This is a genomic window from Thioalkalivibrio sulfidiphilus (assembly GCF_000377945.1).
Lineage (GTDB): Bacteria > Pseudomonadota > Gammaproteobacteria > Ectothiorhodospirales > Ectothiorhodospiraceae > Thioalkalivibrio_A > Thioalkalivibrio_A sulfidiphilus_A.
The window spans coordinates 1-12,445 of record NZ_KB898953.1; the positions used below are offsets into that span (position 1 = coordinate 1).

12 protein-coding genes, 3 tRNA genes and 1 riboswitch are annotated in these 12,445 nt (G+C 62.2%); of the genes, 6 read left to right on the forward strand and 9 right to left on the reverse strand.

Features of this window, described 5'->3' with window-relative positions:
• The 4 genes from D580_RS15525 to D580_RS0112145 form a co-directional block, all read right to left on the reverse strand.
• Positions 1-380 (reverse strand): GTP-binding protein (locus D580_RS15525; protein ID WP_018954652.1); only part of this gene is annotated, 380 nt, incomplete at its 3' end.
• A gap of 64 nt (positions 381-444) precedes the next feature.
• Positions 445-520 (reverse strand) — tRNA-Thr (locus D580_RS0112135).
• Positions 521-573: 53 nt separating this feature from the next.
• Positions 574-647 (reverse strand) — tRNA-Gly (locus D580_RS0112140).
• A gap of 197 nt (positions 648-844) precedes the next feature.
• Positions 845-929: transfer RNA gene (locus D580_RS0112145), tRNA-Tyr, on the reverse strand.
• A 216-nt stretch (positions 930-1,145) separates the two neighbouring features.
• On the opposite strand from D580_RS0112145, the gene D580_RS0112150 reads away from it, so the two are divergent.
• The 3 genes from D580_RS0112150 to rfbB all read left to right on the forward strand — a co-directional run bounded on the left by D580_RS0112150 (position 1,146) and on the right by rfbB (position 4,905).
• Positions 1,146-2,477, forward strand: a complete 1,332-nt coding sequence (locus D580_RS0112150; protein ID WP_018954653.1) for a UDP-glucose dehydrogenase family protein — start codon at positions 1,146-1,148, stop codon at positions 2,475-2,477.
• A 172-nt stretch (positions 2,478-2,649) separates the two neighbouring features.
• A complete protein-coding gene (gene galE, locus D580_RS0112155) occupies positions 2,650-3,633 on the forward strand; it encodes a UDP-glucose 4-epimerase GalE (protein WP_018954654.1) in 984 nt (327 codons plus the stop codon).
• A gap of 246 nt (positions 3,634-3,879) precedes the next feature.
• A complete protein-coding gene (rfbB, locus tag D580_RS0112160) occupies positions 3,880-4,905 on the forward strand; it encodes a dTDP-glucose 4,6-dehydratase (protein ID WP_018954655.1) in 1,026 nt (341 codons plus the stop codon).
• 152 nt (positions 4,906-5,057) lie between these two features.
• Here the strand turns inward: rfbB and D580_RS0112165 are convergent, their stop codons facing one another.
• The 3 genes from D580_RS0112165 to D580_RS0112175 form a co-directional block, all read right to left on the reverse strand.
• A complete protein-coding gene (locus D580_RS0112165; protein ID WP_018954656.1) occupies positions 5,058-6,392 on the reverse strand; it encodes a VanZ family protein in 1,335 nt (444 codons plus the stop codon).
• A 357-nt stretch (positions 6,393-6,749) separates the two neighbouring features.
• Positions 6,750-7,136, reverse strand: a complete 387-nt coding sequence (locus tag D580_RS0112170) for a type II toxin-antitoxin system VapC family toxin (RefSeq protein ID WP_012638900.1) — start codon at positions 7,134-7,136, stop codon at positions 6,750-6,752.
• A complete protein-coding gene (locus D580_RS0112175; protein WP_018954657.1) occupies positions 7,120-7,377 on the reverse strand; it encodes a type II toxin-antitoxin system Phd/YefM family antitoxin in 258 nt (85 codons plus the stop codon). Before D580_RS0112175 ends, D580_RS0112170 begins: the two co-directional genes overlap by 17 nt.
• Before the next feature lie 455 nt (positions 7,378-7,832).
• Here D580_RS0112175 and D580_RS0112180 point away from each other — a divergent pair, with 455 nt between their 5' ends.
• Positions 7,833-8,123, forward strand: a complete 291-nt coding sequence (locus tag D580_RS0112180) for a nucleotidyltransferase family protein (protein WP_018954658.1) — start codon at positions 7,833-7,835, stop codon at positions 8,121-8,123.
• Positions 8,120-8,479, forward strand: a complete 360-nt coding sequence (locus tag D580_RS0112185; protein ID WP_018954659.1) for a DUF86 domain-containing protein — start codon at positions 8,120-8,122, stop codon at positions 8,477-8,479. The genes D580_RS0112180 and D580_RS0112185 overlap by 4 nt, the downstream gene beginning before the upstream one ends.
• A 401-nt stretch (positions 8,480-8,880) precedes the next feature.
• Here the strand turns inward: D580_RS0112185 and D580_RS16310 are convergent, their stop codons facing one another.
• Complete coding sequence (locus tag D580_RS16310) at positions 8,881-9,138, reverse strand: DUF433 domain-containing protein (protein WP_081617280.1); 258 nt, start codon at positions 9,136-9,138, stop codon at positions 8,881-8,883.
• Between the two features lie 461 nt (positions 9,139-9,599).
• Positions 9,600-10,961, reverse strand: a complete 1,362-nt coding sequence (gene prsR, locus D580_RS0112195; RefSeq protein WP_026289950.1) for a PEP-CTERM-box response regulator transcription factor — start codon at positions 10,959-10,961, stop codon at positions 9,600-9,602.
• A gap of 464 nt (positions 10,962-11,425) precedes the next feature.
• Positions 11,426-11,508: riboswitch (cyclic di-GMP riboswitch) on the forward strand.
• 15 nt (positions 11,509-11,523) lie between these two features.
• Between prsR and D580_RS0112200 the strand changes: the two genes are divergently transcribed.
• Positions 11,524-12,162, forward strand: coding sequence for a hypothetical protein (locus D580_RS0112200; protein WP_155999840.1), 639 nt, complete (start codon positions 11,524-11,526; stop codon positions 12,160-12,162).
• Positions 12,163-12,445 lie beyond the last annotated feature (283 nt).

The window sequence follows — 12,445 nt, forward strand, 5'->3', positions numbered from 1 at the left end:
CCCACCTGACGGGCCAGCAGGATGTGCTCGCGGGTCTGGGGCATCGGGCCGTCAGCAGCAGACACCACCAGGATCGCGCCGTCCATCTGCGCCGCACCCGTGATCATGTTCTTCACGTAGTCGGCGTGGCCGGGGCAGTCCACGTGCGCGTAGTGGCGGTTCGCGGATTCGTACTCCACGTGCGCGGTGGCAATCGTGATGCCGCGGGCGCGCTCTTCAGGGGCGTTGTCAATCTGGTCGTAGGCACGGGCCTCACCACCAAACTTCTTCGCCTGACACACCGTCAGCGCCGCCGTCAGCGTCGTCTTGCCATGGTCCACGTGACCAATGGTGCCCACGTTTACATGCGGCTTCTTACGCTCAAATTTTTCCTTGGACATGGTCTAACACCCCAGTTGACGTTCTTTAAGAAGATTGTGGCCAGTACCCGAGACTACTCAAACATGGAGCCCATAACCGGACTTGAACCGGTGACCTCTTCCTTACCAAGGAAGTGCTCTACCGACTGAGCTATATGGGCCGAACTCTCTACAACTCTTTACATGGTGGACCGCCATGCGGCCATCAGTTCAGTGGAGCGGGTGATGGGAATCGAACCCACACCATCAGCTTGGAAGGCTGAGGTTCTACCATTGAACTACACCCGCGTCATGCACGACCCGCCTGACCGGCGGCGCCCGGCGCGGGATTCATGCGCCACGGGCTGCCGCGCTTTGTCGCGGCGCTCGGCATCGCTCCCGGCGACGCCGTCGAACCCTTGTTTCGGCTCGAATCCTTCCCCCCAGGGGAAGATGGCTCCCGGATGGCCCTGCTGTCGCGGCCCGTCCGGAGGCCCTGAATACATTGGTGGAGGGGGAAGGATTCGAACCTTCGAAGGCAGTGCCAACAGATTTACAGTCTGTCCCCTTTGACCGCTCGGGAACCCCTCCAAAACGAAAGCCGCTAATTGTGGGCCAGGGACCCCGGCCTGTCAACCGCAAATCCACCCCGCCGCACCTGACCGGGCGGCACTGCGACGCCCCTGCAGCCATTTAATGAAGCGGACACGGGCATCTGCTAGGATGCGCGCCATCTGAAGAGCGCGAATCATACGGCAACCGGAACACGGATGCCCGGCTTTTTGACACCCAGGAGACATACCCCCCATGAAAGTCACCATCTACGGTTCCGGTTACGTGGGACTGGTCACCGGCGCCTGCCTGGCCCAGGTCGGCAACCATGTCATGTGTGTGGATATCGATCCCGCCAAGATCGAGGGCCTCAAGCAGGGCCAGATCCCCATCTACGAGCCGGGCCTGGAGGACATGGTCCTGGACAACATCCGCGCCGGGCGCCTGACCTTCACCCTGGACCCCGCCGAGGGCGTCCGCCACGGCCTGTTCCAGTTCATCGCCGTGGGCACCCCCCCGGACGAGGACGGCTCCGCCGACCTGAGCCACGTGCTCACCGTGGCCCGCAGCATCGCCGAGAACCTCTCCGAGTACCGCATCGTGGTGAACAAGTCCACGGTCCCCGTGGGCACCGCCGACCGGGTGCGCGAGACCATCCAGAAGGTCCTGGCCGAGCGCGGCACCGGGGGCGAATTCGACGTGGTCTCCAACCCGGAATTCCTCAAGGAAGGCGCCGCCATCGAGGACTTCATGAAGCCCGACCGGGTGGTGGTGGGTACCGACAACCCCCGCACCGCCGAGCTGATGCGTGCCCTGTACGCCCCCTTCAACCGCAGCCATGACCGGGTCATCGTCATGGACGTGCGTTCCGCGGAGCTCACCAAGTACGCCGCCAACGCCATGCTGGCCACCAAGATCAGCTTCATGAACGAGCTGGCCAACCTGGCCGAGAAGCTCGGTGCCGACATCGAGCAGGTGCGCCAGGGCATCGGCTCCGACCCCCGCATCGGCTACCACTTCATCTACCCCGGTTGCGGCTACGGCGGCTCCTGTTTCCCCAAGGACGTCAAGGCCCTGGAGCGCACCGCCCGCCAGGTGGGCTACCAGGCCAGCCTGCTGGAGGCCGTGGAGGCGGTCAACGACCGCCAGAAGGAGCGCCTGTTCCAGAAGATCACCCGCCACTTCGGCGAGGACCTCTCCGGCCGCACCTTCGCCCTCTGGGGCTTGGCCTTCAAACCCAACACCGACGACATGCGCGAGGCCTCCAGCCGGGTGCTCATGGAGGCCCTCTGGGCCGCTGGCGCCAAGGTGCGGGCCTTTGACCCGGTGGCCGAGGATGAATGCGAGCGGATCTACGGCAAGCGCGACGACCTCACCCTGTGCGAGAGCCCCGAACAGGCCCTGGAGGGTGCCGACGCCTTGGCCATCGTCACCGAGTGGAACGTCTTCCGCAGCCCCGACTTCGACCAGATCCGCCAGGCCCTCAAACAGCCCGCGATCTTCGACGGCCGCAACCTCTACGATCCAGAGCACATGGCCTCCATGGGCTTCGACTACTACGCCATCGGCCGGGGAAAAACGGCGTAAATTCAAGGACCTGTTCTCTCGCAGAGGCGCAGGCATGCGGGGATAAAAACCTTATTCTCTCACGGGGGCACGGAGACACGGGGGAAGAACTTTCCTAATTTTTTCTATCCGTGCCTCCGTGTCCCCGTGAGAGGATAAGCCTTTGATTTAGACATCCAAGGGAGCAATCACCATGTCAGACAAAGGGATCCTGGTCACCGGCGGCGCCGGCTACATCGGCAGCCATGTGGCGCTCATGCTGGCGGAGGCCGGCGAGCGGGTGGTGGTGCTGGACAACCTGTCCACCGGCTTTCGGGAGGCGGTGCTGCATGGCACCTTCGTGCAGGGCGACGTGGCCGACCGGGACCTGGTGGCCAAGACCCTGAAGACCCACGACATCGACACGGTGATGCACTTCGCCGCCCACACCATCGTGCCGGAGTCGGTCTCCGACCCGCTCAAGTACTACCGCAACAACACCTGCGCCACCCGCAACCTGCTGGAATCCTGCCGCGACGCCGGCGTGAAGCACTTCGTGTTCTCCTCCACGGCCGCCGTCTACGGCATCCCCGAAGGGGGACTCGCCCGGGAGGACACCCCCACCGCCCCCATCAATCCCTACGGCACCTCCAAGCTCATGAGCGAGTGGATGCTGCGGGACCTGTCCGCCGCCACGGACCTGCGCCACGTGGCGCTGCGCTACTTCAACGTGGCCGGCTCCGACCCGGCCGGGCGCATCGGCCAGTCCACGAAGAACGCCACCCTGCTCACCAAGGTGGCCTGCGAGGCGGCGCTCGGCAAGCGCAAGGAACTGATCATCTTCGGCACCGACTACCCCACCCCCGACGGCACCGGCGTGCGTGACTACATCCACGTCACCGACCTGGCCAGCGCCCACGTCCGCGCCCTGGATTACCTCAGAAACGGCGGCGAGTCCCGCACCCTCAACGTGGGCTATGGCCACGGCTACAGCGTGCGCGAGGTGATCGAGGCCGTGGAGCGCGCCCACGGTGGCCCCCTGCCCGTCCGGGAAGCCGAACGCCGTGCCGGCGACCCGCCCCAGCTGATCGCCGTCACCGACGCCATCCGCCAGACCCTGGACTGGACCCCCGAACTGGATGACCTGGACCGCATCGTGGAGACCGCCCTGGCCTGGGAGCGCAAGCTCGGTTCCTAAAAAGCGTGCTCTCTCGCTGAGACGCGGGGGCGCAGGGAAAGGCAACAATATGTCCTCTCACGGAGGCACGGGGACACGTAGGAAAGGCATTTTGATGAGTAAAGACTTCCCTGCGCCTCTGTGGCTCCGTGAGAGGATGGGTTTGGAGTTTGTGGTGTAGAGTCAAGCAATCGCCAAAACTGATTACCTTAGCCTGCGTCAACAGGCTGGACGGCGGGCGCGGCCCGCCCTATTTTGTGCGAGACCATGAACCACACCCTGCTTGTCACCGGCGGCGCCGGTTTCATCGGCTCCGCGCTGATCCGGCACCTGATCGACAAGACCGGCTACCGGGTCGTCAATCTCGACAGGCTCACTTACGCCGGCAACCCCCGCTCCCTGGCAACGGTGGCAGACTCGCCACGCTACCGCTTCGAGCATGCGGACATCCGCGACCGTGGCGCGCTGGATCGCATCCTGCGCGAACACCGACCCAGCGGCATCCTGCACCTGGCCGCCGAGTCCCACGTGGACCGTTCCATCGCGGCACCCACGGATTTCATCGACACCAACATCGTCGGCACTTACACATTGCTGGAGGCCGCGCGCGCCTACTGGAATGAACTGGAAGGCAATGCCAGGGCCCGCTTCCGACTCCTGCAAGTCTCCACCGACGAGGTCTACGGCAGCCTGAGCGGCACGGGCGTTTTCACCGAGGCAAGCCCCTATGCCCCCAACTCTCCCTATTCCGCCAGCAAGGCCGCCTCAGACCACCTCGTGCGCGCCTGGCATCGCACCTATGGCCTGCCCGTGGTGACCAGCAACAGCTCAAACAACTACGGCCCCTATCAGCACCCGGAGAAGTTCATCCCCCGCATGATCATCCATGCCCTGGAAGGCAAACCCCTGCCGGTCTATGGCGACGGCAGCAACATCCGGGACTGGCTATACGTGGAGGACCAGGTGCACGCCCTCGTGTGCATCCTGGAACAGGGCCGTGTCGGTGAGACCTACAACGTGGGCGGAGGCTGCGAGCGCCGCAATCTGGACGTGGTCACCAGCATCTGCGAACTCCTGGATGAGTTGATTCCCGACGCGGGTCATCGGCCACACAGACAGCTGATCACCCATGTCCCGGACCGCCCCGGACATGACTTTCGCTATGCCCTGGATGCAGGAAAAATTGATCGGGAACTGGGCTGGCACCCCCGCGAAAGCTTCGAAACAGGTCTGCGCAAGACGGTGAACTGGTACCTGGCCAACCGCGACTGGTGGCAGCGGGCTGGGCGATAACGCGGTCCTTCCCAACCCATCCTCTCACGGAGCCACAGAGACACGGGGAAGGATCTTCTCATCAAAACGCCTGTCCTCCGTGGCTCCGTGCCCCCGTGAGAGGACATACTTCTGCCTTTCCCCAGCCCCCGTAAGAGTAGCGCGTCTTCCCCTCAACGCCGCCACCGCAACCCATCCAGCATCCACCACAGGATCAGATAGACCCCGGCAGCAGAAACCGCCCCCAGGATCGGCGCCGCAGTGTCGGGCCGCAGCCCCACCAGGAACAGCTTGCTTGTTTCCAGCGCACTGGCCAGAGAAAAGGCAAACAACGCAGCCCATACCCCCCGATGCGCCACGGCGCCACCCGGCCGGCGCAGATCCCAGAGCCACAGCCCAAGCCCCAGGAAGGCATAGACACCCAGGTTCATGAACACACTGCGGATGGCCTGCCCCTCGGCGATGAAGTAGTGGTAGTAAAGGGGCAGCCAGCGCAAGGACTGCAACTGCGCCATGGCAGCCTCAAGCGTCGCCCAGCCCTCACTCCCCGCGAGTACCACCAGTGACGCCACCAGCAGGTACACCGGCAGCATCGCCAGCAGCAGACTGCGCAGGTTGGCAGACAGCCATTGCCACGGCAGCCTCTCCCGCCAAGCCCACAGCATGGCCCCCAGCACCGCACCCAGCCCGTGCAGCAGCACCGAGGCCCCTTCGGAGACCCCCGATACCGTGAGCAGCAGCCCCAGTTCCACGAGCAGGCCCAGCAAGACCCCCAGGGCCCCCGCCCACACCAGGGACCAGTAACCGGAGACATCCATCCGCCAGGCCACCCAGAGCCCGAGCGGCAGCATCAGCAACACCTCGAGCACATGCAGGGTCACGCATCGCACACCCCACCAGCAGCCCTGCTCGGCCACGAACAGCCCCCACTGGCCGGAGGCCAGCTTGGCGGACCACTCCCGCGCCGAGATCACCAGATCCAGAGGCAGCAGACTCACAAACACGTAGGCGGCCAGATACACCAGCAGCCAGGCACCAGGACCATGCTGACGCTGGATCAGTCCCCTGGCAGCCTGGCGCACAACCGGCACGCGCGACACCAGCCAGGCCAGCACCCCGATGACGCCGCCGGTGGCATTGGCACTGATATCCGTCAGGGAGGGGCCACGATTGGGGATCCAGAACTGCAGGAACTCCACGCTGGCGGTCACCAGCAGGCAGAAGCCCGCCACCAGCACAGCGCCGCCCCCCTGCAGCCAGGGACTGCGAACGCGATGCAGCCACCAGCCCGCCCACAGAAACCCCAGGGGCACGAACATCAGCACGTTGGAGACCCACTGCTGCCGCGCCCGGGGACCGCTCCCATCGAAGCGTATGTTCTGATAACGCGCCCAGGCCTCGGCGAAGCTCATGTCGCCAAAGGTAAAGGGCAAGAGGGTCAGATACAGCACCACCCCCAGCCAGGCCAGGGCTGCATATCGCCAGATGCGTGTGGGAATGAGGTTCAAGGGCCTGTGATGCCGCAATCTGGATCCGTGAAAGGAAATTCAAACCGTGATTCTCTCACGGGACACAGAGCTCAGAAACAGAGGGCGAGCCATGCCCTCCACCCTAAACCCATCCTCTCGCGGAGTCGCGGAGACGCAGGGAATGAACAACCGAAATCCTCCCCTATAACGGAGGCACGGGGAGGGCTGTTTTGATCAGGATGCTTTTTCTCCGCGCCCCAGCGCCTCTGCGAGAGAACAAGCCTTTGATGTTTTCGCAGCTTCACGAAACCAACCTAACCGCAGTCTCTGCGACAAGACAACATCAAGCATCGGGTTGTCACACTACCTGTCAGCAAGCTCCAGCGTGGCGCGGATTCAAACCCGCTGGATCGGACCAGGATAAGCGGCGACCTGATCGTCGCCGGTCAGCAGGAGCATCCCTTCGGATTCAGCCTGGGCAACCAGGATCCTGTCAAACGGATCCTTGTGGATCGGCGGAAGATGACCGACGGCGATGGCATGGGTGCTCGTGATGGGCAACTCCTCGTAACCGTTCTCAACCAGGCCACGGCGCAACAGCGCGGGATCCACATGGAAATCGGTACGACCCAGGCTGCGCTTGATCGTGATTTCCCAGAGACTGGCCGCGCTGAACACAAGCCTGTTATCCGGGTTTTCGATCAGCGCCACGGCCTCCTGCGAGAGCCTGTCCGGCATGGCGGCGGCCCAGAGCAACAGATGCGTATCAAGCAGCAGGTGCATCGTCTACCCCGAACTGAGCGAGGATCTCCTCTTCCCCCATGCGATCAAAGTCATCCGGGACCTGGACCTGGCCCGTCAGGAAGCCAAGTCTTCTCACCTGCCACTCTTCAGGTGCATCGATACTGACCACCCGGGCGATGGGCTTGCCAGCCTTGGCGATGATGAAAGGCTTGCCCTTGCTGACACCGTCGAGCAGCTTCGAGAGCTGGGTTTTGGCTTCGTGAATATTGACTGTTTCCATGGCGGCAATACGACCCCAATAAGAACTTAGCTAACCGGACTTAGTTTATTTATTCGCCCATCAAATTACAACGACGCTGCATATGAGAGGGTTGGTCTGTAAACCATGTGCCCGGTTTACAGATCTGCCCTCCTCTCCCTCAGGGACAAATCCGCCTGGAGCGGATTTGAACAGCCAATAGTGCCCATGCCGGCAAGGCCTGATGGGTGCGCTGCGCTTCACCCATCTACGGTTTTGTTTACTCCCCGAGGGAGAGGGGACCCTTCGATTTGCTTTGGTTCATCATCCCATCCTTGGGTAATCCCACGCACTCAGAAGTACTAGGAATGACCTTTTCCCTACGCCTCTGTGACCCCATGATGGGGCCAGAGGACAAGGTTCCGACGGTTGACACCCGGCTGGCTCCTGTTAGTCTGAAAATCATAATATGCGCTTGATTCCCGGAGAAAATTGCAATGCGCCCGTCCACCGCCCTGGAGGCTCGTCGAGCCGACATCCACCGCATAGTGCTTGCCCACCGGGCGCATAACCCTCGCGTATTCGGATCGGTGTTACGGGGCGAGGATCACGAAGACAGTGACCTAGACCTGCTGGTAGACGCCGAGCCGGGCGCAACGCTGTTTGATCTGGGTGGATTGCAAGATGAACTGGAAACCCTGCTGGGCATCCACGTTGACCTGTTGACCCCTGATGATCTGCCACCAGTGTTTCGGGCCAAGGTACTCGCAGAGGCCAGGCCCATATGAGCGAAAATCGTCTGGGCGACTACCTGGACCACATGGAGCAGGCTGCAAAAGATGCCCTTGGTTTCGTGGAGGGCCTCGACAAGCAGGGTTTTCTTTCCGACAAACGAACGCAGCAGGCTGTCATCATGAGCGTCATCATCATTGGCGAAGCCGCTACGAAAGTGATCGAAGGCTATGAAGGATTTGTAAATTCACACCCTGAAGTTCCGTGGCGCAGCATGCGAGGCATGCGCAACCGCATTGCCCACGGTTACTTCGACATCAATCTCGACGTAGTCTGGGACACTGTCCAGACAGCGCTCCCCGAGCTTCTAAAACAACTCGCCGACATACGCCAGAACCAAAAAAGTCATTGATAACAACCCGGCCAAGAGAGACAGAGAACCGTCCAGGGACCAAGCGGCTGGAGTTCTGTAGATGGGCTAAGCAACGCGTGCCCATGCTGGCAAGGTCTGATGGGTGCGCTGCGCTTCACCCATCCTACGGTTTTGTTTACTCCCCGAGGGAGAGGGGACCCTTCGATTTGCTTTGGTTCATCTTCCATCCTTGCCCCCACGATCTCAGGGGTAGGCAAAGCTTCCAATCAACTTCTTTCCTCCGTGGCTCTGTGGCCCCGTGAGAGGATATCTGTTGTTGCTTGATCACCCCCGCGTCTCCGCGCCCCCGCGAGAGAACAAGCCTTTGATTTTTTTGGTATAAGAGATTGGCGTTTGACCTTCACACCACCCCTAATACCTAATCGACTTCAAGGAATATCTCACCAGACTCCAGAGACTGAATGATGTTCGGCAGCAGAGACGTGAAGAATGGGGTGATCGCTCTGCCTGGCAGCAAACTCCAGCGCGGCAGTGATATCTCCCTCTTCAAGATAGGGATAATCCTCAAGAATTTCCTGACGTGAGGCACCTGCTGCAAGAAGATCAAGGATGTCCTTCACACGAACCCGCACCCCCCTGACGGTTGGGCGTCCTCCGCAGACCTCGGGTTTCACAGTGATCCGATGCAACTCGCTCATTCCAGCCCCCCCCGGGACCAATCATGTCCTCGGCTTAATCTGTAAACCATGTTACCAGCCTAACCCTTCCCTCACCCTGTCCCTCTATTCCGGGCGTCCTGCCCTCCACCCTACGGGCCAGCCTATTGGCTGTTCAAATCCGCTCCAGGCGGATTTGTCCCCGAGGGAGAGGGGACCCTTCGATTTGCTTTGGTTCATCATCCCATCCTTGGCACCCCTACGAACTCAGGGGTAGGTAAAGCTTTCAATCAGCTTCATTCCTCCGTGGCTCTGTGCCCCCGTGAGAGGATATGCGTTGTTGTTTGATCACCCCCGCGTCCCCGCGAGAGTACAAGATTTGGGCTTTGCGGCGGGCACGGCCCGCCCTATGGCGACTTCTCCGCGTCTCTGCGCCTCCGCGAGAGTAAAAGCCTTTGATTTTTTTGGGATTAATTTCTACGTGAGCGAACTGATCAGACGCCCTACCGATTCAGATCATGCTTCTTCAGCAGGTCATACAGCGTCGGCCGGCTCACCCCCAGCAGTTCGGCGGCCCGGGAGATGTTGCCGTCCACGATCTGCAGGGTACGACGCAAGGCCTTGGCCTCGGCCTCGTCGCGAACCTGGCGCAGGTTGAGCATCAACGGATCCTCACCCTCGGGCGAAAGCTCCAGGTCCTCGACATTGATCTGATTACCCTCCGCCATGATCACCGCCCGCTTCACCCGGTTCTCCAGCTCGCGCACGTTGCCGGGCCAGGTATGGCGCTCCATGGCCTTCAGGGCCTCGGCGGTGAAGCCCTTCAAGGGACGCCCCTGCTCCTTGGCAAATCGCTCCAGCAACGCCCGGGCCAGGAGCAGGGTATCGCCGCTGCGCTCGCGCAGCGGCGGGATGGTGACGGTCATCTCGCTGATACGATAGAAAAGGTCCTCGCGGAAGCGGCCTTCCTCGATCAGTGTCGTGAGATCCTGGTGGGTCGCGCAGACCACACGCACATCCACCGGGATCTCCTCCCGGCCGCCGACCCGCTCCACCACCCGCTCCTGCAGGAAACGCAGCAGCTTGGCCTGGAGCGGGTGCGGCAGGTCCCCCACCTCGTCCAGGAACAGGGTGCCGCCGTCGGCGTACTCGATCTTGCCCTTGGTCTGCTTGGCCGCGCCGGTGAAGGCGCCTTTCTCATAGCCGAACAGCTCAGACTCCAGCAGGTTGTCCGGGATCGCGGCGCAATTGATGGCCACGAAGCGGAAATCCTTGCGGGGGCTCAGGGCGTGGATGGAACGGGCCACCACCTCCTTGCCCGTGCCACTCTCGCCCAGCAGCAGGGTGGTCACATCCACCGGCGCCACCTTCTCCACGGTACGGCAGACCTTGAGCATCTCAGGACTGCCGGCAATCAGGCCCGGCAGGGCTGTCGTCCCCGCCCCATCCCGCAGACGGCGGTTCTCCCGCTCCAGTTCGTAGAGACGCTGGGCCCGCTTGACGATCAGGTTGAGCAGATCCGCGTCCACCGGCTTCTGGTAGAAGTCGTAGGCACCCAGACCCACGGCCTTGACCGCGTTCTCCCGGTCGCTGTTGCCGGTCACCACGATGACCTTGGTCTCCGGCGCCAGGGTCAGGATCTGCTCCAGGGTCGCCAGTCCTTCACTGGCCCCGCCCGGGTCCGGGGGCAACCCCAGGTCCAGGGTCACCACCGCGGGCTCGGAACGTCGCAGCTGGGCGATGGCCTCATCCCGGGTGGTCGCGGTCACCACCTCGAAATCGTCGAAACACCAGCGCAACTGGTTCAGCAGCCCCGGATCATCCTCCACCAGCATCAACACAGGTCGTTGTTCCGCAGCCCCCATCAGCACACCACTCCATTGTTCACGTCAGACATGTAAATCGTGACCTCAGCCCATCCCTCTCACCCGCAGGTCGGGCTTCAGCCCGACAGCCAAACCTGCCAGTACCACCCAAGCCCGGGAGTGAGCGAAACCCACCCTGCAATCTCAGGGATCAAGCCCGCCCCCGCTGGACACGACGCACCCACATTGTGAATCAAATGCGTACGGATCGACAGCCGACGCCCCAGTCTGCCGCCTGGCAGATCGTCAGGAACGGTGTGATCGAGGGTCAGCCACGCTCTGACAAACACCCGATTCCACGACCCAACCAGGCTCGGGTGACAGACGTCGCAAATTCACAGATATACGGAAAATTGGTCCCAAAAAGCTGACGAAGTGCCGCATGGGCTGTGATGCCCTTCACGGAGATGCCCGTCCCGATCAAGCACTATTTGTCCAACGTCAAACATCGGCCCAGTGTCGATCAACCGAAACGGCATACCCGACCGAAAGGCGGGGACGCAAAACCACCGGTCTACGGATTATCCAGGACAGCGGGGTTACCGAAATGATCATGCAACAGGTGCACGCGTGCGATCAGCGCGCTGACTGCAACAGGGCCAAGACCGGTCTCACGGCCACGGGTACCCGCTCACCCGCCCGTCAGACCTCCGAAGATGACACCCGTATTCAGCGCAAACTCTGCGCAGACGGCATGGCTCGGCCCATGACCGCCGAGTCCAAAACTGCGGCCAGCGGCCGCACCCGGAGCCCCATGAAGCTGAAGTTGCTGCTCAAGACCCTCCCGGCCCTGCTCGCGGCAGGATTCCTCCTCACCGGCTGCGGCGGCGGAGACGGCGGCAGCACCTCCAGCTCCAGCGGCAACACCGGTAGTGGCACCACCTCCACCTGGTACATGGCCGTCCGGGCCTTCAACTCAGAAACCGAATACAGCCCCTACTCCAACGAAGCCGCCGGCACCCTCGCTGCCGGCAGTCGCGTGACACTCGCGTGGGAAGCCCCCACCCGCACCCTCGACGGGCAGTGCACAACTGTCGCAGGCTATGTGATCGAGATGGGCACCCGCTCAGGCATCTACAGCCACGATGTAGAGGTTATCAACGGGTCCAACAGTCTGACCTGCTGGGCGACTGGCACCGATGACGGTTGCAACACCACCATCTACACCTGCGAAGCCCAGGTCCAGATCCCCAGCGCTTGATCCCGCAGGGACGCGGAACCGCAGAGAGCACAAACCCGTCCTCTCACGGGGACACGGAGCCACGGAGAAGGCTCTTTTCCCAAATACCTTTCTCCGTGCCCCCACGAGAAACATCGCAATAGCTCCGTAGGCCCGACAGAGCGCAAGCGGGATCGGGCAGCTTATGCCGGACACCGCGACGCTCTGTCCGGCCTATCACTGCGCTTCTCCCATCCTAGGGCTACGCTGAAACAAAAACCCCATCCTCTCACGGAGCCACAGAGGCACGGATAAAGACGTTACG